Origin of the sequence: Pseudoflavonifractor sp. MCC625 (genome assembly GCF_018784545.1) — a bacterium.
Taxonomy (GTDB): Bacteria; Bacillota; Clostridia; order Oscillospirales; family Oscillospiraceae; genus Pseudoflavonifractor_A; species Pseudoflavonifractor_A gallinarum.
This window is the reverse complement of record NZ_WQOJ01000039.1, coordinates 185,999-209,295: the sequence shown is the minus strand read 5'-3', so window position 1 is coordinate 209,295 and position 23,297 is coordinate 185,999. Positions and strand designations below refer to the sequence as shown.

The window sequence follows — 23,297 nt, the reverse complement described above, 5'->3', positions numbered from 1 at the left end:
TTCTCACTTTGTCAAGCACTTTTTTCAAATCCCGCTCGAAGTCCGTCCAGCTTCCGCTCGGTTTCTTCTCACTTTTCGACCTGTTTCAGTGCCCTCTCGTGAGGCGCTCAGATAGAATACCACCCCGAACCACTTTTGTCAACACCTTTTTTCACTTTTTCTTTCCTTTTTTCGTTTTGCTTGGTTGCCCCCTATTCTTTGCTGCAAAGCAAACGCAAAACATCCCTCTCTGCTACCAGAGAGGGATGTTTCAAATCACCATATCGAATTCTCTTTAGATCAAGCTGATGACAACCAGAAGCACCATAAAGGCAATGGCCACCCACTTGGTCCAGCGGGCCAGCTTTGCGTCCCAGCCCTTCGCCTTATTCTTGGACATAAAGGTGTCTGCCACACCGGCGATGGTGCCGGACAGACCAGCGCTCTTTCCGGACTGGAGCATGACCACCATGATGAGCGCCAGCGCGATCAGAACGAGGACGACACTCAGGATAATCTTCACCACGTTACATCTTTCCTTTCGGCCCTGTGTGGGCGCTATCTTCTTATTGATGGGCTTGACTCTCGCGCCCATTTCAACGCGTGTTTTTTATGATAGCACAAAAGGGGGCCGATTTCAAGAGAAATTTCCCGTTTTTCTTACCGTTCCCGTACCATTCTGCGGCTTCCCCAGCAGGTAGCCAGAAAATAGGCGCCATATACTACCAGAATAATGAGAGCCGTCACGGTGCTGCTGGCCACCGCATCCAATTTCCCAATCTCCGCAATGACATCATTGGCCGCCTTGATCCCCACGATGGAATGGACCACAGCAAGCAGCAGCGGCAGGAAGAAGTAGAGAAAGACCTGAATATCAATGGAGTGGTCACGCATCTTTTCTTCCACACCCAGTTTCCGCAAAATGCGGTAGCGTCCCACATTATCTGCCGCCTGGGAGAGCATTTGAAGCGCCAGCACCGCTGCGGAAGTGATGAGAAAGATGGTTCCCAGATAGAGCCCGATGAAGAGAACCAGGATCTTGGTCCCCATTGTGTCCAGATAGATAAACTGCTTTGTGCTCAGGGATAAGCCAAAGGCAGACGATCCATCGGGATCGCTCCCGCGCTCCTCGACCTGGTCGAACAGGGTCTCATCCCAGACGTTCCAGAGCAGTTCCTCCGCATGTTCCTGGTCCACTCCTTCCGCGTAATCTCCTGCCAGATAATACTGGCGAAGCCATACTGCATCCTTCTGTACGGTTTCCATTGCCTCGTCGGGCAGGATAATGACATCCGACAGGTCGATCTCACTGGTATAAAGTGCCCCGGTATGGTACGCCTTGGGGTCGGGCGCATAGACATGGCCGCCAATCGAAAAAAGCGCCCCATCCTGCCAGGCCTCCCGCTCAGGCTTCCCGTAAGATTCCGGTTCGGTCCCCTCGGCCATGCCGCAGGTATTGGGCGCCAGAACCAAGGGCTTCTCTCCCCGCAGCGCAGTAAGGCTGTTGAAGTCTGAGAGGGACATGATATAGGCGTCGTTCAGTTCCCGGCCATCCTCCGCCAGCGGAATGGGTTCGTCCAGCTTTACTGCGTACCGGCACACCACAGCAAAGTCGCCCAACCAGTTTTCCGGATCAAATCCCGCCTCCTCCAGTGCATCGGGCAGGTCCTCCCGCGCAAAGACAAAGTAGTCGTCATCCAGCCGCAGGGTCATGTCCAGCGGTGCAGTCCGCTCCACATTTCCCTCCACCGTGCTGTTGACCCCCACCGAACAGGCGGTGATCCCGATGGCCAGCAGGAGCAGCAGGCATACCACCGTCATGGAGAGATAGTTCGTGTTGATCTTGGCGTTGAACTGCCGCAGCACAAACATATTGAGGTTTTGATAATAGAGCCCCTTCCGGCTCTGACAGATCCGGAGCAGAAAGCCAGATAGCGACCGGAAAAAGAGCAGGGTCCCCGCCGTACCGAGGGCCAGCATCAGCCAAAAAATGCGGTCAATGGTCAAAAGCCCCCGTTTCAGCAGCAGTCCATAGGCCACGGCCAGAAGGGCCACTCCCAGCACAAACATCACCGCAGAAGCGGCCACGGAACGAAGGCGGATCTGCTCATTCTGCCGCTGTGCCTGCAGAAGGCGGATCAGCTTCTGCCGCGCCACCAGCACACAGTTGCAGATCATCACTGCCAGAAAGATCACGCTGAAGTAGAGGACGGTCTTTCCCACGCCTCTCCAGGAAAAGACAAAGTGGAACTCGTCCACCGTCATCTGAAAGAGACTGGCCGTAAAGGCCGAGAGAAACTGCGCCAGGAAGAATCCCAGTCCAAGGCCGAACACCAAGGCCAGAAGTCCAATGAACATGGTCTCCGCGAACAGAAGCACCGCAATGGTCTTCTGCCCCATCCCCAGCAGGAGATAGGTGCCCAACTCCCGCTTTCTCCGCCGGAGAAGAAAGGTATTGGCATAGAGGATGAGTCCAGCCAGCACCACCGACACAAAGACCGACACCACATCGGTCAGTTGGAGGATGGCCCGGACATAGTCGGAGTTTTGTTCTGCCAGAAGCTCCATGACCCACTGGTTTTCCAGGGAGTTGAATACGTAAAAGACGCATACGCCAAAGAGCAGTGTAATGAAATAGATGGCGTAATCCCGCATGCTCCGGGTGACATTTTTTCGGGCCAGTTTAAAGAACATCGCCGGAGTCACCTCCCAGAAGGGTCACGACCTCGATGATCTCTCCAAAGAAATCCTTGCGGCTCTTGTTGCCCCGCACCAGCTCGGTAAACTGCCGTCCATCCTTGATGAAGAGGATGCGGTGACAGTAGCTGGCGGTAAAGGCGTCGTGGGTCACCATCAGGATGGTGGCCTCCCGCTCCCGGTTGAGGGCCTCAAAACGGTCCAGCAGCAGGCGGGCCGACTTGGAGTCCAGCGCTCCGGTGGGCTCATCGGCCAGGATGAGGGCCGGATTTGTGATGATCGCCCGGGCGGCAGCCGTACGCTGGCACTGTCCGCCCGACATCTGGTATGGATATTTGTTCAGACAGTCTTCAATCTCCAGCAAACGGGCGGTCTCCCGCACCCTCCCCTCGATCTTTCCGACCGGAGTCCTGCGGATGGTCAGCGCCAGGGCAATGTTTTCAAAGGCCGTCAGCGTGTCCAGCAGATTGCAGTCCTGAAAGATGAAGCCCAGGCGCTCCCGCCGGAACCGGGAGAGCTGCTTGCCGTTCAGTCGGGTGATCTCCCGGCCGTCAATGACGATCTGTCCCGCTGTGGGCGAGTCGATGGTGGACACACAGTTGAGCAGGGTGGTCTTGCCCGAGCCCGAGGCGCCCATAATGCCCACAAATTCTCCGGGCAGCACCTCCAGGCTGATATCGTCGATGGCCCGGGTCACATTGCCCCGGCCTCCATAGTACTTCTGCAAATGGGACACCGTAAGGATGGGTTCCATCATATCTCCTCCTTTGCTGCCTCCATTGTACCCGGTCTCAGCCCCTGGTGCCATCGAATCGCCTTACAGAAAGGTGACATTTTTGTCAGGTTTCTCTCTTTTTCAGATCAGCCAAAAGCCGACCCAGCCGGCTGCCACGGCCAGAAGAGCCCCAGCCAGTACATCCCTCGGAAAATGGACGCCACCCAGCACCCGGGCCGCCGCCAGCAGGAGCCCGACCGCCAGAAAGACCCATCCCATAGGCGGGCAGAGATACCACCATACCATGTCAATGAGGAAGACGCTGAACACATGGCGGCTGGGGAACGACTTCCCCCGGGTATCCTTGTGGATCAGGGGCTGGATCTCCAACACCTCATAGGGTCTCGGAACATTCAATCCCCGACGCAGAACACTGAGCAGCACAAAGGAGATCCCCGGCACCAGAGCCGCCCGCCAGAAGCGCCCGTCCTGATTCCAGATGAGCCAGAGCAGCAGCAGTGGATAACAGAGATAGCATGCGCCGGTCAGTATGGTATTGAGCTGTTTCAGACGCAGTGCCCCTTGGGGATGCCGGGCAATGGGTGCCGTCCAGCGCTCATATTGTTCTTTTGTCATCCGAATCCTCCTAAATCCCGAGCCGGTCTGGAGCGAACGTTTTCCTCCAGACAGGGCTCGATTTTGATTTGCATTATACCGATTCTCTCCCCGGTATACAAGGGCGGCGTTGTAATCGCCCCGGGGATGGGTTACAATAAAATGAAATAAAGCAGAAAGGAGAGGGTGCCTTGCTCCAGCTCTGGATGATCTCTCACGCGTCGGGCAAGCAGGACGCCCACAGACTGCTGCACACCATTCTGAAAAAGTACTATGGATGTATTGACCCGACCTTTTCCACGCTTCCCGGTGGAAAACCGGTGCTGGCAGACTCCGCTCTCCACTTCAATCTCAGTCACAGCGGCCCCTTCGCCCTGTGCGGTGTGGGGGACCATCCCCTCGGCGTGGATGTGGAGCGGATCAAGCCACGCCGTCCCGGCCTTCCCCGCTATGTCCTCTCCGATGGGGAGTGGGATTGGTTTACCGCCCAGGGCAGCCGCTGGGAGGACTTTTATACCCTCTGGACCCTGAAGGAGAGCTATGTGAAATATACCGGCCGTGGTTTGGACTGCGCCCCCCGCTCCATTGTCGTTCCTCTGCTCTCCCCCGGGCAGAGCGGCACACAGGCCGGACTCTGGTTCTGTGCCTGGGGCGGCGAGGGCTGGCGGGCCGCCTGCTGCGGGGAGGAGGTCCCCTCCTCCCTTTCTTTAGACTCTCTCACTCTGACCGAATCAAAAAAGGAGAACTTATGACAAAATCCCATTCTGAGATAACCGGACTCTACCAGGCCGCCGGACGGGGCTTCGGCTTCGTCACCCCCGAGGGGGCCGCCGGACGGGAGGAAGACTATTTCATCCCGCCCCGGGCGGAACACGGCGCCTGGCACGGGGACACCGTCGCCATCCGTCCCGATCCCGGCCCCGCCGCACCGGGTGAGAAGCGCACTGCGAAAGTCACTGCCATTCTCCGACGTGGCAACCCCACCGTCACCGGCTCGGTGCGCAAGCACGGCCGGGAGGCCTGGCTGGTCCCCGCGGGGGACAAACTGCGGGAGCCCATCCAGATCGTGGGCAAGCACCGGGCCCACGCCGGGGACCGGGCGGCGGTCCAGGTGACCAGCTATGGCACCTCCAAGCAGCCTCCCATGGGCACCCTGCTGGAGGTCTTCGGCCGGGACGGCAGCCGGGAGGCCGCCGTGGAGTCCATTCTCTTTGACCAGCATATCCAGCGGGAATTTCCGCCCCAGGTGCTGGAACAGGCCCGGCAGGCTCCCCAAGAGGTGCCCGCCTCCGCCCGGACCGGCCGTCTGGATCTCCGGGAGAAATGCATCATCACCATCGACGGCGCCAGCGCAAAAGATCTGGATGACGCCGTCTCTCTGGAGCGCGATGAGCAGGGCCGACCGGTCCTCGGCGTTCACATCGCCGATGTGAGCCACTATGTCCCCATGGGTTCTCCCCTGGATGTGGAGGCCTGGCAGCGGGGTACCTCGGTCTATTTTGCCGACCAGGTCATCCCCATGCTGCCCACGGAGCTCTCCAACGGCATCTGTTCCCTGAATCCCCAGGTGGACCGCCTGACTCTCTCCTGTATCATGACTCTGCATCCGGATGGCTCCGTAGCGGACTACACCATCGCCCAGTCGGTCATCCGCACGACGGAACGCATGACCTACGAGGACTGTAATCTCCTCCTCTCGGACGCTGACCCCGACCTGGCCCAGCGGTACGCCCACATTCTTCCCATGCTGCGGGACATGGCCGCCCTGGCTCAGATTTTGGAGGCCCGCCGGAAGCGCCGCGGAAGCCTGGACCTGGCCAGTCGGGAGAGCTACATCCTCTGCGATGAGGATGGGTACCCGGTCTCCATCCAGGCCCGGACTCCTGGCGTCAGCGAGGGGCTTATCGAGTCCTTCATGCTGTCCGCCAATGAGTGCGTGGCCGCCCATCTCTCCCGCCTGGACGCCCCCGCGGTCTACCGCATCCATGAAAAGCCCTCGCAGGAAAAGACAGAGGCCCTGCGCGCGCTTCTCTCCCCTCTGGGTTACTCTTTCCGGGAGGCCGACCACTTCTCCCTGCAAAAGCTGCTGGATGAGTCCCGGGGAAAGCCCGAGGAATTTCTGGTCCACACCGCGGTTCTCCGTGCCCTGATGAAGGCCCGGTATGATCCCCAGAACCTGGGGCACTTTGGGCTGGCCGCCTCGGATTACTGCCACTTCACCTCTCCTATCCGGCGCTATCCCGACCTGATGGTCCACCGCACCCTGACCGCACTGCTGGAGGGCACCCTGGCCGGAAAGGCGGGGCAGAAGCTCTCCTCCGCCGTCCCAAAGGCCGCCAAACAGGCCTCCGAGCGGGAACTGGCCGCCCAGACCGCCGAGCGTGAGATTGAGAAATGCTATCTGGCGGAGTTTATGGCCGACCATGTGGGCGAGACCTTCCCCGCTGCGGTCTCCGGCGTGACCCGGTTCGGACTCTTCGTTCTGACCGCCCTGGGCGTGGAGGGCTTCCTCCCGGTGGAGGCTCTCCCCGGCGGGCGCTATGCCTTTGACGAGAGCCGCATGACCCTCACCGGCCCCGGCGGAGATGTCTTTACACTAGGGACACTTTTGGAAGTGGTCTGTGCTTCCGCCGATCCCGGAAGCGGACAGATCAGTTTCCGCCTCCCCGGTATGGCTCCCGGTATTCCTACGCGCCGCATCTCCCGTGAGGGCGAGCGACCCGCGGAGCGCCGGGTCGGTAAGCGGCCCTCCCGGAAAGCAGGTCCCATTTCAAAATCCAGAAAGGGGCGAAAAAAGCGATGACGAAATATAATATTTTGTCGTCACTATTCCTTTTTGTATTTCTTTTCACCGGTTGTACTCCCCAATTGTCCGAACCCACGCCCTCCCCATCCGCTCCGCCCACAGCAGTCTCTTCCACCCCGTCTCCGACTCCCATCCCCTCCCCTACCCCTACGCCAGACCCCGTCCAGGAGCAGTTGGATTCCATGACCCTGGGCCAAAAGGTGGGGCAGCTTCTGGTGGCTGGGATGGAAGGGTATACGCCAGGGGAGGACGCACTCTCCGCCATCCAGACCTATCAGGTGGGCGGTATCATCCTCTTCTCCCGCAATGTGGAGAGCGCGCAGCAGCTGGCCCAGCTGACCAATGCACTCAAAGAGACCAACGGAGAGTATATCCCCTTGCTGCTCTCCATCGACCAGGAGGGGGGACGGGTTTCCCGAATGCCCCCGGAGGTGGCCTCCCTCCCCGCTCCCCTGGTCTTTGGGCAAACGGGTGACGCCACTCTGGTCACGCGCTTCGGCAGAGTCCTGGGGGCGGAGTGCGCCGCCTTCGGACTGAATACCGACTATGCTCCCTCGCTGGACATCTGGTCCAATCCGGAAAATACGGTGATCGGCGATCGTGCTTTTGGCTCATCGGCCCAGACCGTGGCTCAGCTGGGGACCGCCGCCTGGCAGGGTGTGGCTGACCGGGGCGTGGTTCCGGTGGTCAAGCACTTCCCCGGCCACGGGGACACCGAGACCGACTCCCACCTGGGTCTCCCCGTGGTGGAAAAATCACTGGCCCAGTTGAAAGAGGAAGAGCTCCTCCCCTTTCTCACAGCCATCGAGCAGCAGGTCCCGGCCGTAATGGTGGCCCATATCCTGGAACGCGGGATTGACGAGGAGTACCCGGCTTCCCTCTCCCACAAGGTGGTCACCGGCCTCCTGCGGGAAGAGCTTGGCTTTCAGGGCGTCGTCTGTACCGACGACCTGACCATGGGTGCCATCTCCCAGACCTACGGGATGGATGAGGCCGCTGTCCTGGCACTGGAGGCCGGATGTGACCTGCTTCTGGTCTGCCATGGGGCGGACAACCTCTCATCCGCCTATACAGGGATTTTGTCCGCCGTGGAGGAGGGCCGTCTCACCGAGGCGCGCCTGGATGAGAGCCTCTACCGCATTCTCACTCTCAAGCGTACCTATCACTTCACCAACGCCCCGGTGCCTACCCCCGATGTGGACACTCTGAACGCACAGATCTCCTCCCTCTTGGACCAACTACCCAATTGATCTTCCACATTCGGTTCAAAAATGTGTAAAAGGAGCCCGGACACACCAGTGTCCAGGCTCCTTATTGGTATAAAAAAGGACGTCACATGGACAGAACCATGTGACGTCCTTTCTGTTTTTCTTTTAGAATTCGGCGTTGCCCACCGTGCGGGGATGGAGCTCCACATCACGGATGTTGTTCACGCCGGTGAGGTACATGACCATGCGCTCAAAGCCCAGTCCATAGCCCGCATGCTTGCAGGAGCCATAGCGGCGCAGGTCCAGATACCACCAGTAGTCCTCGGGATTCATGCCCAGCTCGCGGATGCGGTTCTCCAGCAGCTCCAGGCGCTCCTCACGCTGGGAACCGCCGATGAGCTCGCCGATGCCGGGTACCAGGCAGTCGGCAGCAGCCACCGTCTTTCCGTCGTCGTTGAGGCGCATATAGAAGGCCTTGATGTCCTTGGGATAGTCGGTCACGAAGACGGGCTTCTGGAAGACCACCTCGGTGAGGTAGCGCTCGTGCTCGGTCTGGAGGTCGCAGCCCCACTCCACCTTGTAGTCGAACTTGTCATTGTTCTTCTTCAGGATCTCCACCGCATCGGTGTAGGTCACCCGCACGAAGTCAGAGGAGGCCACATGCTCCAGCCGCTCCTTGAGGCCCTTGTCCACAAAGGAGGAGAAGAAGTTCATCTCGTCGGGGCACTTCTCCATCACCGTGCGGATGATATACTTGATCATGTCCTCAGCGGTGTCCATATAGTCATTCAGATCGGCAAAGGCCATCTCCGGCTCGATCATCCAGAACTCAGCGGCATGGCGCTGGGTGTTGGAGTTTTCCGCCCGGAAGGTGGGGCCAAAGGTGTAAACATTGCCGAAAGCCATAGCGAAGTTCTCGGCATTGAGCTGGCCGGAGACCGTGAGGTTGGCCCGCTTGCCGAAGAAATCCTGGCTGTAATCCACGCTGCCGTCCTCGTTCTTGGGAGGATTGGCCAGATCCAGCGTGGTCACCTGGAACATCTCACCCGCACCCTCGCAGTCACTGGCGGTGATGAGCGGCGTGTGGACATACACAAAGCCCCGATCCTGGAAGAAGCAGTGGATGGCATGGGCAGCCACAGAGCGTACACGGAACACCGCGGAGAAGAGGTTGGTGCGGGGACGCAGATGCTGGATGGTACGCAGATACTCCACGCTGTGACGCTTCTTCTGGAGGGGATAGTCCGGGGTAGAGGGGCCCTCCACCGTGATGGTCTGCGCCTTGAGCTCCAGGGGCTGCTTGGCCTCCGGCGTCAGGACTACCGTACCGGTCACCACAAAAGAGGTGCCCACATTGCACTTGGCAATCTCTTTGAAGTTTTCCACCTCATTGTCGGCAAAGACGACCTGAAGGTTTCGGAAGCAGGAGCCGTCATTGAGCTCCAGAAAACCGAAGGTCTTCATGTCCCGGATGGTGCGGGCCCAGCCGCAGACGGTGACGGTCTGTCCGCCAAAGGCCGCCTGATCGGCAAAGATCTGTGCGACAGTGGTTCGTTTCATGGTGGTTCAACTCCATTTTATCAAAGTAAGTCACCGTTTAGTATATCATTATTTCCCGATTTTGCAAGCATTCCTTGCTCTTTTGGGCATGAAACTTTATGCACTTTGTCCTTGCCGCCGGAAGCGCCTCCAAGCGCTTCCCAGGAGGTTCCCCAGCAGGGCAAAACAGAACGCAATGGGAACCATAATCCCGTCGGCCATGTTGGAGATCAAACGGGCCAGTGGAATAAACAGAAGAACCGCCCCCGCACAGGCCAGCGGATAAAGGGGACAGAAGCCTTCTCTCCTTCCCAGAGAGAAGCCGGAGAAAAGCCCTCCCACCGGCAGCAGCACAAACCCATACAGAACGCTGAGCAGCGGCTTAGGCGGGCCATCCAGAAGGCGCAGAAGAAACGGCAGTACAAGGCACAGGATGACCGCAAATCCCAGGTAGGGGAGGCTCTCCTTCCATTTCAGCAGGGAGGGACCTGGTGCGAGACCCAATTTTTCCCGGATGGCGGCCACCTCGGCATACCACCCCACCCAGCGCCCCAGCCAGATGAGCAGATATACCGCCGTCAACAGCGCCAGATAGAACAGCAGGATCTCCCAGGACCAAATCCACCCCAATGTCCAGGCCGTCAAAGTAACGAGCAGGGCCGTCACCGCAAAGTGTGCCAAAGACCGGCAGACCAGCGCCGCTCCGCTCTCCGCAAAGGGCATAGTGGCCACTCCCACTGTGCCGCCCAGACTGAAGTAGAGTATACTCTGAATCACCAGCGCCAGCGGAGCCGATCCAGTCCACTCGCCCAGCGCCGGACTGACCAGGAGCGGAGGCGTACTGTTGAGCAGCGGGGGCGCACCCGCGCTCCATCCGTTTATCACCGCCCCCAGAAACGACAGCGTTACCAATCCCACAAGGCCGCCCGCCAGAATATGTACCATCCATGTTCTCCGCCGTGCTCTCATATCCATCCCTCCTGTGTCATGATAATTCCAGCGCTTCTTTGATTTTTTTCACAAAACGGCGGGAGACATAGCACACCGTTCCTCCCTCCAGAGTGATGCGGATCGTTCCAGTCAGGGACAGATCCAGCGCTGTGATCTTCCGCAAATTGATGATCTCCGAGTGAGAAATCCGGACAAAGGCATGCCGATCCAGCTTATTCTCCAGCTCATAGAGCCTCTCTTTCAGGTCATAGGTACCCTGTTCGTTTTCCGCCTTTACACGTCCCCCCTGGGCATAACAGCGCAGCAGGGAGTCCGCGCAAAGGGGAATCACCTGCTCCCCCAGTCGTCCCAACAGTACCTTTTCGTCCAGATCCATCAGCCGCTCTACCAATGCCCTTACTTCTGGCCCGTCCCGCTCCGCCTCCACAACCACCCGAATTCCTTCTGTTCCAGGCCGATAACGGACCTCCACCTGCACAATCCTCCCCTCCTTTCTCCTATGGTTTTAGTATATAAAACTTTCCGGAATGCGTCTATTCATTTCCCATACATGGCCGTTTTGCACAGATAAGTGGTGCCTTTTTCACTCCCCTTCCATCGCTTTGTCTAAAAAATATCTTGACATACTAAAAACTTTTCTTTATGATTAGCCATACAAAAAAGAACCGGTCTTTTCATTTTCTGTGGAAAGGAGATCACCGCCCCGCGCACGCAGTGCTCATACCAGCTACCATGGCATATGAAAGAAAAGTAATATGGAGGTCTTTAAGATGAATACTGCAGGAACATCCAACCACACCGACCGACGGGACGAAGACCGTCGTCTGATCTATCAACTCGACGGCAGACCCCGGCTGCGTACCGCCCTTCCCTTGGGCATGCAGCACGTCCTGGCTATGTTTACGTCAAACCTCGCCCCCATCCTCATCATTGCCGGGGCATGTAATCTCTCCGCCGCACAGACCGTTATTATGGTGCAGTGCGCCATGTTTGTCTCCGGTCTCACTACTTTCATCCAGCTCTATCCCATCAAGCTGGGCAAGAATAAGCAGATCGGTGCCAATCTGCCCATCGTCATGGGCACCTCCTTCGCCTTTGTTCCCACTGCTTCTACCATTGCAGCCACAGGCGGCATTGGAGCGGTCCTAGGCGGAAGCCTCTTGGGAAGCCTGACCGAAGTGATCATGGGCTTCTTCTATAAGTATATCCGCCGCTTCTTCCCCCCTCTGGTGGTGGGAAGCACGCTGGTCACCATCGGTGTAAACCTGCTCGGAGTCGGTGTGGACTATTTTGCCGGCGGCGCCGGTGCGGCCGACTACGGTTCCATCCGGAATCTCGCCATCGGCTTTATGGTTCTGGCCATCATTGTCCTGCTTCAGCGCTTTGGAAAGGGCCTGGTCAAGAACTCCGCAATCCTGATCGGTCTCGTTGTGGGTTATGTGGTCTGCGCCTTCCTGGGTATGGTGGACACCTCTACCATTACCGAGGCCGGCTGGGTAAGCCTGCCTCTGCCCCTGCAGTTTAAGCTCGTCTTCACTCCCTCTGCGGTCCTGAGCTTTGCCGCACTGTACATCGTCTCCGGCCTGGAGACCATCGGCAACACCTCCGGCATCACCATTGCCGGCTTTGACCGTGAGGCTACCGAGCGCGAGACCTCCGGCGCCATTCTGGCCGACGCACTGGGCTCCACCACCGCCGCATTCTTTAATGCGCTGCCCAACACCGCCTTTGGTCAGAACGCAGGCATCGTCTCCATGACCAAGGTGGTCAACAAGTGGTGCATCGCCACCGGTGCTTTTGTACTGATGATCTGCGGCTTCCTGCCCAAGCTGGGCGCCGTGTTCTCCGCCATCCCCTCTGCCGTTCTCGGCGGCGCCGTTATCTCCGTGTTTGGCATGATCCTGATCAACGGCATCAAGATGATCGCCAAAGCCGGTTTCAGCGAGCGCAATGTTCTGGTTCTGGGCATCACCTTTGCTCTGGGCCTGGGCCTCGGCAGCCATCCCGAAGCGGTGGCGCAGCTCCCCGGCGTTCTGCGCTTCATCTTCTCTGACTCGGTGGCCGCCACCTGTATCGTAGCCATCCTGGCCAACCTGATCTTCCCCATGAAGGATAAGGAAGACATCGAGCGGGCCAAGAAGGCCATGACCGACGCCGACTGATCGTTCCCGTCACACAAAAACCACAGTCCACTGTGCCGCTCCGGCCATGGACTGTGGTTTTCTTTCTCCGGTAAAAAAGTCCGGTATGGCAGAGCCATACCGGACTTTTCACACCTATTTAGGATGCCGTAGCCGCCTGTGTTCCCTTTACGCCTGCCATCAGCAGACCAATGCCCTCTTTTGTGGCGTCCCGATCTCGGACCACGCCCATGCATTCGCCCTCATAGATCACGGCAATCTGATCACTCAGCTCCAGAATCTCATCCAGCTCTGTGGAGACCAGCAGGATGGCACATCCCTCGGCACGGGCCTTCAGCAGGCATTTATGGACAAACTCCGTGGCGCCGATATCCAGTCCGCGGGTCGGGTGGACCGCCACCAGGAGCTTCGGATCCTGCTCCAGGATGCGTCCCACGATGATCTTCTGCTGATTGCCGCCGGAGAGCGCACCGGCCGGCACCTCCAAAGAGGCCGCACGGATGTCATAGAACTCCTGAAGGCTTTTGGCTTTTTCCTGGATGGCTTTCTTTTGGAGCAGGTGGCGCTTGGTGTAGGGCCGGTCCTGGATGGTCTCCAAAAAGAGATTTTCTTTTACCGACATGGAGAGCACCAGGCCCTGCTTATGCCGGTCCTCGGGGATATGTCCCACACCCGCGTCAATAAACTCTCTGGGGGTTTTTCCGGTCATATCCACCCCTTGGATGCGAATAGCGCCCCCCGTGGCGGGAAGCAGGCCGGTGATTCCCTTGACCAGCTCCGACTGTCCGTTTCCGTCTACTCCGGCAAGGCCTACGATCTCTCCGGCACGGATCTGGAGGCTGAACTCCTTGATGATCTCCTTCTTGGCCTCATTGCAGACCGAGAGGTGATCCAGTTCCAGCACCACTTCCCCGGCCTCCTGCTCCGGCTTCTCCACGCCCAGTGTGACCTGACGGCCCACCATGGCAGAGGCCAGTGCCTCCGGATTGCAGTTGGCCAGATCGTCGATGCAGCCGGTGATCTTTCCCCGGCGGAGAATGCTGATCCGGTCGCTGATGCTCATGAGCTCATTGAGCTTGTGGCTGATAAAGACGATGCTGACGCCATCCTTCTTCAGCCGCTCCAAGGTTGCAAAGAGCTCGGTAATCTCCTGGGGGGTAAGTACAGCAGTGGGCTCATCCAGAATCAGGATCTTCGCCCCCCGGAACAGTACCTTCAGGATCTCCACCCGCTGCTGCTCGCCCACGGAGAGGGTGGACACCAACGCATGGGGATCCACTCTCAGGTCGTATTTCTCACTGGCTGCGGCAATTTTGGCCTCTGCATCCTTAATATCCAGGCGCAGCTCCTTCTGCATGCCCAGCACGATATTCTCCGCCACCGTAAAGGCAGGGATGAGCATAAAGTGCTGATGCACCATTCCGATCCCCAGCTCAATGGCGTGCTTGGGGGAAGAAATCTCCACCGGCTTTCCATTCAAATAGATCTCGCCCTCGTCCGCGCCATAGACGCCGTAAATCACATTCATCAGGGTGGACTTACCCGCACCGTTCTCACCCAGCAGTGCATGGATCTCACCGGGATAGAGGTCAAAGCTGATATGGTCGTTGGCCACATTGCTTCCAAACCGTTTTGTAATGTTGTGTACGCGCAATACCGGTTCCATTCAGTTCCCTCCCATTCTGCTGCGGCGGGCGGAGCGGCGGCGTCCCTTGTCCTTTTCAAAGGGAATGCTGTTGGCCGCCGGTCCCTTGGCCGCGCCCATAAAGAAGACCAGCGCAAAGAAGGTGATGAGATAGGGCATCATCATGTAGAAGTAATAGGGAATATCAAAGATGGTCTGCATCCGCAGCTGCAGCGCGTCGCCCGCGCCGAAGAGGATGGCGGCCAACGCAGCGCCCACAGGCGTCCACTTGCCAAAGACCACCGCGGCATAGGCAATGAATCCACGGCCGGAGGACAGGTTATCATAGAAGGTATTGAGTCCTGTCAGGGTCAGGCTGGCTCCGGCCAGTCCGCAGAACAGGCCCGTGGTGAGGACCGCCAGCCAGCGGATGCGGATGACGTCCACGCCCGCCACATCCAGCGCCTGGGGATTTTCACCGGCGGCCCGCAGCTCCAGGCCCCGGCTGGTACGGAACAGGAAGAGGTTGAGGAGGATAAGCAGCACCACCGCAGCGTAGGTCAGCGGATGCTGGCTGAACAGGACCGGCCCCACAAAGGGCAGATCGCTCAGAACCGGAATATCCAGGTTGGCCATGCCAGGGCAGCTGGCCATCTGCGAATCGGTCCCGAAGAGGAAGCGGAAGAGTGTACTGGTAATACCGAGGGCCAGCGTGTTCAGGCCCACTGCGGACACCACCTGGTTGACCTTTACCTTAATACTCATAAAGGCGTGCAGTGCGGCCAGGAAGAGGCTCCCCACCATGGCGGTCAGAACGCCCAGCCATACGTTTTGGAAGAGATACGAGCCCAAGTACCCGAAAAAGGCTCCCATCAGGATCTGTCCTTCCAGCGCCATGTTCAGAACACCGGAGCGCTCGGAAATGACGCCGCCCAGGGCCGCCAGCATCAGAGGCGTAGCCAGACGGAACGTGGCGGAGTAGAAATCCGGCGTTAAAAAGATATTCAGAAATTCCATGACTACGCCTCCTTCGCCATACTCTGGCTCTCTTTTTTCCGGAACAGTCCGCCCACCAGGCCGATAAAGTCAATGTTGGCGCGGCTGAAGCCAAGGATGCTCAGGATGATCACGCCCTGAATAATATAGAGGATGGTCACCGGGACGCCCATCATGATCTGCATCACGCTGGCACCGCTGCGCAACGCGCCCAGGAAGATACCGGCAATCAGGACGCCGATGGGGTGCAGGTTGCCCATCAGGGCCACGGCGATGATATCGTATCCGGTATTGGGGGAGAAGTTCTGCACCATCAGATGCTGATAGCCCATGACCTGCGCCGAGCCGGCCAGTCCGGAGAGGGCGCCGCTAACGATGATGGCCAGGAGCAGATATTTGCGGGTATGGATACCGGAGGTCCGGCTGGCCTCCGCGTTCTGACCGACGGCCCGGAGCTTGAAGCCCACATCTGTCTTGTAGAAGATCAGGAAGAACAGCGCCACAATCAGCAGTGCCATGAGAAAGCTGGTGTTGAGCTCGCTGCCCGACATGATCTTGGAGAGCATGGCCGAGGTCTGAATCTTGGGGGACTGGTGGTTCAGCGCGCCCGGCTCTTTGAAGAAGCTGGAGAGGGCGTAGTTGACAAAATACACGCCCACATAGTTGAGCAGCACCGATGTCACCGTCTCGTTATAGCCCTTGGAAATCTTCAAATAGCCGGGAATCAGGGCCCACAGGCCGCCGAAGATCATGCTGCCCAAAAAGCAGATGGGGATGTGCAGCCAGAAGGGAAGGCCCACCAGATTGACACCCAGCCAGGTCGCCGCAAAGGCGCCCAGATAGAGCTGACCTTCACCGCCGATATTAAAGATACCGCACCGGAAAGAAAGGGCAATGCCCAGGCCGCCCAGAATCAGCGGGGTCGCCAGCAGCAGGCTGGCGCCCAGATTGCTCTTTCCGATGAATGCGCCCTGAAACAGGGCCATAAAGGTCTCCACAGGATCCACACCCTGCCAGAGCAGCAATGCGCCGATGATGGCGAATGCCAGCAGCAGAGCAATCACGATGGAAATGAGGTAATTCACCATCGCACGGGCTCGCTTGTTCATGATCACTCCTCCAATATCTTTCCGAGTCCCTCTGAATGCACAAGTGGTGCAGCAACGGTCGGTCGCTGCACCACTTGGGGTCACGCTTCTGTCGCTCGTGTTCCTCTCGGATTCCGAGATCGAAATTCAGTTTTAGTACAGAGTGGGAATCTCCAGCTTGCCGTCCAGATAGTCCTGCATGGCCGCCTCTACTTCGGCCGCCTGCTCTTCGGTCAGTCCGTAGAACTCAGACATGCCCTGGGCGCCGTCCGGCATACCATAGACCTGCACGCCCTGCTCCATGGTGCCCTCGAGGTAACGCTCGGCAGTGGCCACATACACATCGCCCACAGACTGGAGACCGGAGCAGATCACCGCGTCGGACAGATCATGCTGATCGCTGACCCAGCCAATGGCCTTGATCCCGGCATTCTCACAGGCCTGGTACACGCCCACAGCATATGCGTCGCCCATGGCCAGCAGTACGTCGCAGCCCTTGGAGATCAGAGACTCCGAAGCCTCCTTGGCCTTGGGCAGATCGTCCCAGGAGCCGGTAAATGCGGTGTACACTTCGATGTCCGGATTGACCGCCTTGGCGCCCAGCTCATAGGTGTCGATGTCCGCCTTGTTGTTGGGGGCATCATCAGGAGGAATGATGCCGATCTTCCCGGTCTCGGAGACCATGGCGGCCGCCATACCGCAGAAGTATCCGCATTCACCAAACTTAAAGACGGTTCCGGTCAGGTTCCCCGCCTCTACATTGGCGTTGACTGCCACGAAGGTGGTATCCGGAAACTCAGGTGCCACCGTGCTCATCGGCTCGCCGAACTCAGCGCCATGACCGAAGATCAGGTCAAAGCCCTGGCGGGCGTAAGTCCGAATGACCTGAGGCATCTCGGCAACCGCTACCTTTTCCGTGTAAGCGGTTTCTACCCCAAGGGTCTCCTCAATGCGCTGGAGTCCTTCATATGCACTGGCATTCCAGCCGCCGTCATTCACGGCGCCGCCGCACACCAGAGCTACCTTGACCTCGGACGGGTCCTTTGCTCCCGTGGTCTCCGTCGCTCCTCCAGTCGGGGAACTGGCAGGGGGCGCAGAGTCTTCTGTCCCAACATTTCGCGAGCAGGCCGCCAGGCCAACAGCAAGTGCACCAGCCAGCAAGAGCGCCATCAGTTTCCGTTTCATTTGGGGATACCTCCTTCAATTTCTTAGAACTGTGTCTCTGAACTCCTCCGTTCGCGCTTTTTGTAATCGGTTACACTCTTGTTGCATTTACAGTACCACACTTCTGTTCACTTTGCAAGTATTACCTCCGCTTTTTTGTGGTACTTTTGTGTTTTTCTACTAAGTGCATAAATATCGCAGAATATTTTATATCTTAACATCAACTATCTTTTATTAAATATTGCATTAGATGATAAATTACTATCTTTTTCCATATGTACAAGCGGTTACAAGTTCATGCACAAAAAATTCTTCCATATCCATGCCCTCGATGGCCCGGCGGATGGCGCTACCCTCTCCCCGCACCCAGAGCGAAATGGCGGTATGCCGTTTTGCCATCTCCAGGCGGCGGCAGCGGGTCTCCTCCACATCCTGCGTCATAGCCGCCAGCGGACAGCTGCTCCATCCCCACAGAATTTCGGATACGCCTTCCCGCTCCAGGGCCTGCACGCACTGCGCCATCAGATCGGCAGCCTCCATAATGCCGGTAAACAGGCTGTTGGGGCCTGCACTCACCACATTTCCCTTCCAGCCCTTTTCTTCCGCCAGGGGGCGGTCAGTCACACCCAGCACATATCCTTCTTCTCCCCGGACGCCATAGATCCCCTGTTCGTCCCGCTGAAAGGCCCGGGCCGTGCCCACCGGGTCATCCAGGAAGAGTTCCAGTGCCGGTATCTGCATCCCGTCGGCCATCTGCCGCTGGGTATAGCTTACCTGTCCACGGCCGCCGCTCAGGCCCTCCAGCACACATTTGGCCGCCATCCAGCCGCCGGGCACGTCCCATCCGGCATCGATCCAGGTCCCCTGCTCCCGCTCTTGTACCGCGCAGTGGTTGGCGCCGGCCTCTTCGATCAGATTCTGAAAACACTGAGCTGCTTTTTCTCTCCATTCCATCCTTACTTTCCTCCATTCGATCCCAAAAAGGCCTGTTCCAACACGCCATGGTGCAGGGCACCGTACGAAAATGAATGCCCGGTACGCAGATTAAAGAAATTGACCCGGCAGGGCGCATCCCACTCCCGGGGCACATTGCGCCAGAGATAATCACAGCGGGCAAAGAGCGTCTCAAAGGGAATCCCGTAGACATCCCCATTCTTGTTGAAGGGCAGGATGGTCTCCAGCCGGGTGATCTCCTCATCCGCACAGTCTACATAGAGGTTGGTCTCCTGCCCGTAGATCAGGCCGTCGTTTACCCGCCCATAGGCCAGCTGCTCATCGTCCACCACCGCTGGGATGGGCGCGCTCCCGCAGGCCTGTACAATGGCGTCGATGGGAAATCCCTGGTCCAGCAGACTGGGCAGGCTCTGCTCCACATTGCGGGCGCAGACCTGGGCCGCTCCGGTCAGAGTTCCCGTCCGGGCGGCCAGCAGGTAGAGATCTCTGGGATGCCGTCCCACGGCTCCGGCGATCAATTCGGTCATCCCCTCATCGGGCAGCTCATCGATCTGGATATGGGCCACGATCTTCCGGGGCGCCGGGTCCCGGTAGGAGACCGCCTGGGCAAAGTGATCCGTTCCGGTGACGGAGCGCAGTGGCCCGGAGACTGAGCGCTTGACCCCCTGATATTCGATGTAGAGGAAGGCATCATGGGCCGCCAGCTCGGCCACGGCCGCCCGGTCCACGAAGATATTCGCCGTGGGAAGGCGATGGCTCCCCACCTGCATGGTCCCATAGGTCAGCTCTCCCAATCCCCCCAGATTGGACTGCGTAAAATACTTGGCCGCCATCCAGCCTCCCTTGGCAAAGACCCCCATATCCAACACGGTGGCTCCGTTTTTCAGTACATGGACTTGTACCCCCAGCGCGTCCAGATGGGGCAGAATGTTCTCCTCGATGATGCGGCAGGCCCGCTCATTGAGTGAATAGCACACGCTGATTCCTCCTTTCTGTAAGTGATCCATTTGGTTTCCATACCATAAAAACGGCGGTCGCCCGCCGTTTTTATGGTTCTGTTTCTTATTCCCAGCGGAGCAGAATGCGGTGGATCTCCCGGTCGGTATCCGCCCGCTCCATCTCCTCCCGGAGATGCTCCATGGAGCCAAAGCGGAGATTCAGATCTCCAAACTCCACCTGTCCGCTACCCAGCAGGCGCACGGCCTGTCGGAAGCTCTCCTTGTCATGTCGAATTGCGCCGGTCAGCACCAGCTCTTTGAAGTGGACCAGATCCAGATCCACCGGCGGCCGTTCCTCATGGGTGGGCGCATAGAGCATAACGTCCCCGCCGATCCGGGCGGCGTCCAGACACTCATTGACCGCCGCGGAGCCGCCCGCCGTGTAGACGACGGAGGCCGCCCCCATACCGCCAGTCTCCCGGCGTACCCGCTCGGGCCAGTATTCCGCCCCGGGATCCAGCACCAGATCGGCGCCCATCTTGGCTGCACGCTCCCGCCGGGCCGCACTGCGCTGTACCACGATGACCTTGTACCCGCGCAGCTTGAGCAGCTTGAGGAAGAGCAGGCCCATCAGTCCAGCCCCGACGACCACCACGGTATCCCCGGTCACGCTCCGCAGGCGGTTGACCGCTCTCGTCACACAGGCCACCGGCTCGGCCAGGGCCGCGTAGTGAATGGGGGCATCCTCCGGGAAGGGGAAGATCTCATAGCTCTCACACACCAGATAGTCCGAGAAGCCACCCGGACCGGAATAGCCCTTGTCCGAAGGCTTGTCGTTTCCCAGACAGTGGTTGTCATAGCCCCGGCGGCAGAGCTCACACTGATTGCAGCGGACCCATTTCGCCACCGACACCGGCATGCCCACCCGGATCTCTGAGGAGACCGCGGCCCCTGTCTCCACCACCCGTGCGGCGATCTCATGTCCTCCCACAAAGGGGAAGGGCATGCTCTCGGTCCCCGCATAGATATAGCGCTCCCAGGTGCACAGCCCGCAGGCCTCCACTTTTACCAGGACCTGCGTGTCCTTGAGGGGCGGGATCTCCCGTTCCACCTGGCGCAGCTCTCCCACGCCGTCGAACTGGATCTGTCTCATTTTCATTGTGCTGCCTCCTCTCCGCCGATGCGGAAGAGCGTTTTCATGCCCTTTTTGTCCAGAAGGTCCTCAAAGGCGGACTGCCAGTCTTCCAGCTCCACCTCGCCGGTCACCACCGGGCTCAGGTCCAGCCGTCCAGTCTCCTCCAGGCGCAGGGCCTGGTGCCAGTCCTTCCAGGTATGGCAGAAGGTCCCCTGGATCTTCCACTCCCGATAGACTACCTGGTCATAGGGCAGCGTCACCTCTCGGGTGGCGATGCCCACCTGGAGCAGGGTGCCGCCCTTTTCCAGCGCGCTCATGGCACTGCGGATGCCGCCCTGGGCCCCGGAGCAGTCTACCGTCAGGGGATAAGACGCCCCGGGCCGCAGCTCTTCCAGCACGGAGATCCCGGCCGCGTCGGCCCGCTCCAGCCGCTCCCGGTCCACCTGGGTACCCAGCAGCTCCACCTGGCAACCATAGGCCCGCAGGGTCAGGGCAGCCAGAAAGCCCATGGGGCCGGGTCCCACCACCAGCACCGGCATGCCGGGCTTGACTTCCACCAGCTCCACGGCGTGGATGATGCAGGCCAGCGGTTCGGTCAGGGCGCCCGCCTTCAGGCTCACCCCCTGGGGCAGGGGATGGATGTACTGGGGATCCACCAGCACATACTCGGCAAAGGCCCCCGGAATATCAAAGCCGATGGAGTGGCGATGGCTGCAGAGCTGATAGCGCCCGGTCTTACAGTAGGCGCAGCGTCCGCAGGTAGAGGCGGTGTGCTCAGCCGTCACCCGCTGTCCCACTGTAAAACCGCTCACGCCCTCGCCCAGCTCGGCGATGGTGCCGGAAAACTCATGCCCGTGGATCCCCTGGGGCAGGCCGCTCTCCTGCCCCAGGTAAATGTGGAGATCACTGCCGCAAATGCCGGCATAGGCCACCTTGATCTTGACCATACCGGGCGGGGTGACCGGCTCGGGCACCTCACCCATGGCAAAATCCCGCGGTGTATCGCTGTTTCTCAGCAGTGCGCGCATAAGTGTCTCCTTTCCCATCAAAGCCGTACAATGACGCGGTAGGTATCCGGCGAAACCGCCCGGCGGAAGGCATAGTCGATCTGCTCCAGGGGCACCTCTTCGCTGATGAATTCCCGCACATCGATGAGGCCCTCCGACAGCATCCGGGCCGACTCCCGGAAGCTCTCCTTGGTGGTGGAGACCAGACCGGTGAAGTTGATCTCATCATAGTGAATCTTGTTGGGGTCAATGCTCATGGTTCCCTTGGGATAGATCGCGCCATAGAACACGATGGTGCCGCCCTTGGCCAGCGCATTGATGCCCTGTTCGGCCGCCTTGGCGCCGCCCGCGGTATAAAAGACCGCCTCTACGCCCCGGCCGTCGGTCATCTCCCGGACCACCGCCAGCAGATCCTCCTTGGTGGGGTCCACCACACGGTCGGCGCCCAGGCGCAGGGCTGTGGCCTTCCGCGCCTCGTCCACCTCGGTGATGATGACCTTCAGCCCGCTCAGCTTGGCCACCTTCACATGGAGCAGACCCATGATCCCGGCTCCGGTGATGACCACGGTATCGCCATAGGTCACATGGGCCTTCTGTACACTGCGCAGCACGCAGGCCAGAGGCTCAGCCAGGGTGCCCACGGAGAAGTCGATCTCATCGCTGACCTTGTAGACCTGATAGCCCTCGGCCACCATGTACTCGCTCAGTCCGCCGGGGCCCCACAGGGTATCGGGCTCAGGGTTGTCACCGCCGTTGGCGCACATATTGTCCATGCCTCTCTGGCAGTAGTAGCACTCGCCGCAGCGGGTGATGGCGGCTACCACCACCTTATCGCCGGGCTGGATGCCGGAAGCCACGCGGCTCCCCACCTGCTCGACCACGCCGCAGACCTCATGGCCGCCGTTAAAGGGATACTGCTCCTTGCCGCCCGTAAAGTAGCGCTGCTCAAAGGTGCACAGACCACAGGCCTTTACCTTGACCAACACCTGATCCTCCCGGATCTCCGGCATGGGAAATTCCTGAAGCTCTACGGTCTCTTTTGCGGTAATGACTGCCTTTTTCATCTCTATGCTCCTCCTCAGTTGTATTTCAGTTCACGATAGCGGGCGAAGTAGGCGCCGGTACGCGCCAGGTCCTCCCCTTCCCCGCTCTCCATGTGGCGGACCAGATCCTGCCCGCCCTGGTAGAGTTTTTCCACCACATCCTCCATCTCGGCCACCGGCTTCCAGGTGGTAAAGGGGATGCAGAATTCCCGCCAGGGATAGCTGTTCAGGTCATTGAGGCAGAAATATCCCACCTTCATATGGCTGTCGAACACCATGTCTCCGTGGCTTCCGCTCACGGCGATGAGCACCCCGGGCCGCCGCTCTTTGTTGCGGCTGCCAAAGCGCATCTGCTGGGTCTCCTCATCCTTCCAGATGTCCACAAAGGGATAGCACCGGTCCACAAAGACCTTGAATGCCCCCGTAATATCTCCATAGAAAGTGGGGGTAGCCAGCACATAGGCGTCTGCCGAGCGGATGGCCTCGTGAAGCAGCGGAATATCGTCCCCCTTGATGACGCATGTCCCAGTCTTCTCACAGGCACGGCACCCCCGGCAGGGCTTCATATCATAGTCGTGGAGATAGTAGATCTCGGTCTCCGCGCCGGCCGCCCGGGCGCCCTCGAGAAACTTCTGTACCGCTGTGGCGGTGTTGCCGTGATGGCTGGAACTGCTGACAAATGCGGCAATCTTCATTG

At 59.1% G+C, this 23,297-nt stretch carries 21 protein-coding genes; 4 read left to right on the top strand and 17 right to left on the bottom strand.

Annotated features, from left to right (window positions below; translation table 11 throughout):
- Positions 1-274: 274 nt before the first annotated feature.
- From secG to GPK94_RS13570, 4 genes are all read right to left on the bottom strand, one after another.
- Entirely contained in the window at positions 275-505 is a 231-nt protein-coding gene (gene secG, locus GPK94_RS13585; RefSeq protein WP_101691301.1) for a preprotein translocase subunit SecG, read from the bottom strand.
- Positions 506-639: 134 nt separating this feature from the next.
- Entirely contained in the window at positions 640-2,673 is a 2,034-nt protein-coding gene (locus GPK94_RS13580; RefSeq protein WP_215656071.1) for an ABC transporter permease, read from the bottom strand.
- Positions 2,663-3,430: an ABC transporter ATP-binding protein gene (locus GPK94_RS13575; RefSeq protein ID WP_193537901.1), complete on the bottom strand. Its 768-nt coding sequence runs from the start codon at positions 3,428-3,430 to the stop codon at positions 2,663-2,665. Before GPK94_RS13575 ends, GPK94_RS13580 begins: the two co-directional genes overlap by 11 nt.
- A gap of 102 nt (positions 3,431-3,532) precedes the next feature.
- Positions 3,533-4,027 carry a phosphatase PAP2 family protein gene (locus GPK94_RS13570; protein ID WP_215656070.1) on the bottom strand — a complete coding sequence of 165 codons (495 nt, stop codon included), beginning with the start codon at positions 4,025-4,027 and terminating at the stop codon, positions 3,533-3,535.
- A gap of 170 nt (positions 4,028-4,197) precedes the next feature.
- Between GPK94_RS13570 and GPK94_RS13565 the strand changes: the two genes are divergently transcribed.
- The 3 genes from GPK94_RS13565 (at position 4,198) to nagZ (ending at position 8,062) form a co-directional block, all read left to right on the top strand.
- Entirely contained in the window at positions 4,198-4,758 is a 561-nt protein-coding gene (locus tag GPK94_RS13565; RefSeq protein WP_252192644.1) for a 4'-phosphopantetheinyl transferase superfamily protein, read from the top strand.
- On the top strand, positions 4,755-6,809 hold the full coding sequence (gene rnr / locus GPK94_RS13560; RefSeq protein WP_215656069.1) for a ribonuclease R: 2,055 nt from the start codon (positions 4,755-4,757) through the stop codon (positions 6,807-6,809). Before GPK94_RS13565 ends, rnr begins: the two co-directional genes overlap by 4 nt.
- Before the next feature lie 185 nt (positions 6,810-6,994).
- Positions 6,995-8,062: a beta-N-acetylhexosaminidase gene (gene nagZ, locus GPK94_RS13555; protein WP_252192643.1), complete on the top strand. Its 1,068-nt coding sequence runs from the start codon at positions 6,995-6,997 to the stop codon at positions 8,060-8,062.
- 123 nt (positions 8,063-8,185) lie between these two features.
- Here nagZ and asnS read toward each other — a convergent pair whose 3' ends face one another.
- From asnS to GPK94_RS13540, 3 genes are all read right to left on the bottom strand, one after another.
- Complete coding sequence (gene asnS, locus GPK94_RS13550) at positions 8,186-9,580, bottom strand: asparagine--tRNA ligase (RefSeq protein WP_101691306.1); 1,395 nt, start codon at positions 9,578-9,580, stop codon at positions 8,186-8,188.
- Between the two features lie 96 nt (positions 9,581-9,676).
- Positions 9,677-10,528 carry a DUF3021 domain-containing protein gene (locus GPK94_RS13545; RefSeq protein WP_215656067.1) on the bottom strand — a complete coding sequence of 284 codons (852 nt, stop codon included), beginning with the start codon at positions 10,526-10,528 and terminating at the stop codon, positions 9,677-9,679.
- Between the two features lie 16 nt (positions 10,529-10,544).
- The gene (locus GPK94_RS13540; protein WP_215656066.1) at positions 10,545-10,988 is read right to left on the bottom strand and encodes a LytTR family DNA-binding domain-containing protein; all 444 of its coding nucleotides are present in this window, start codon (positions 10,986-10,988) and stop codon (positions 10,545-10,547) included.
- A gap of 292 nt (positions 10,989-11,280) precedes the next feature.
- On the opposite strand from GPK94_RS13540, the gene GPK94_RS13535 reads away from it, so the two are divergent.
- Complete coding sequence (locus GPK94_RS13535) at positions 11,281-12,672, top strand: nucleobase:cation symporter-2 family protein (protein ID WP_101691309.1); 1,392 nt, start codon at positions 11,281-11,283, stop codon at positions 12,670-12,672.
- Positions 12,673-12,790: 118 nt separating this feature from the next.
- Here the strand turns inward: GPK94_RS13535 and GPK94_RS13530 are convergent, their stop codons facing one another.
- The 10 genes from GPK94_RS13530 to GPK94_RS13485 all read right to left on the bottom strand — a co-directional run bounded on the left by GPK94_RS13530 (position 12,791) and on the right by GPK94_RS13485 (position 23,295).
- Positions 12,791-14,317 carry an ABC transporter ATP-binding protein gene (locus GPK94_RS13530; RefSeq protein ID WP_101691310.1) on the bottom strand — a complete coding sequence of 509 codons (1,527 nt, stop codon included), beginning with the start codon at positions 14,315-14,317 and terminating at the stop codon, positions 12,791-12,793.
- Positions 14,318-15,292, bottom strand: a complete 975-nt coding sequence (locus GPK94_RS13525) for an ABC transporter permease (RefSeq protein WP_101691311.1) — start codon at positions 15,290-15,292, stop codon at positions 14,318-14,320.
- A gap of 2 nt (positions 15,293-15,294) precedes the next feature.
- The gene (locus tag GPK94_RS13520) at positions 15,295-16,380 is read right to left on the bottom strand and encodes an ABC transporter permease (protein WP_186964090.1); all 1,086 of its coding nucleotides are present in this window, start codon (positions 16,378-16,380) and stop codon (positions 15,295-15,297) included.
- Positions 16,381-16,512: 132 nt separating this feature from the next.
- Positions 16,513-17,544: a BMP family protein gene (locus GPK94_RS13515; RefSeq protein WP_215656065.1), complete on the bottom strand. Its 1,032-nt coding sequence runs from the start codon at positions 17,542-17,544 to the stop codon at positions 16,513-16,515.
- Positions 17,545-17,784: 240 nt separating this feature from the next.
- Complete coding sequence (locus GPK94_RS13510; protein WP_215656064.1) at positions 17,785-18,477, bottom strand: methenyltetrahydromethanopterin cyclohydrolase; 693 nt, start codon at positions 18,475-18,477, stop codon at positions 17,785-17,787.
- A gap of 2 nt (positions 18,478-18,479) precedes the next feature.
- Positions 18,480-19,454, bottom strand: coding sequence for a methenyltetrahydromethanopterin cyclohydrolase (locus GPK94_RS13505; RefSeq protein WP_180956705.1), 975 nt, complete (start codon positions 19,452-19,454; stop codon positions 18,480-18,482).
- Between the two features lie 85 nt (positions 19,455-19,539).
- Complete coding sequence (locus GPK94_RS13500; RefSeq protein WP_215656063.1) at positions 19,540-20,574, bottom strand: alcohol dehydrogenase catalytic domain-containing protein; 1,035 nt, start codon at positions 20,572-20,574, stop codon at positions 19,540-19,542.
- Positions 20,571-21,578, bottom strand: coding sequence for an alcohol dehydrogenase catalytic domain-containing protein (locus tag GPK94_RS13495; protein ID WP_215656062.1), 1,008 nt, complete (start codon positions 21,576-21,578; stop codon positions 20,571-20,573). Before GPK94_RS13495 ends, GPK94_RS13500 begins: the two co-directional genes overlap by 4 nt.
- Before the next feature lie 17 nt (positions 21,579-21,595).
- Entirely contained in the window at positions 21,596-22,621 is a 1,026-nt protein-coding gene (locus GPK94_RS13490) for a zinc-binding dehydrogenase (protein WP_215656061.1), read from the bottom strand.
- Positions 22,622-22,635: 14 nt separating this feature from the next.
- Positions 22,636-23,295, bottom strand: coding sequence for a flavodoxin family protein (locus GPK94_RS13485; RefSeq protein WP_101691319.1), 660 nt, complete (start codon positions 23,293-23,295; stop codon positions 22,636-22,638).
- Between the last annotated feature and the right edge of the window lie 2 nt (positions 23,296-23,297).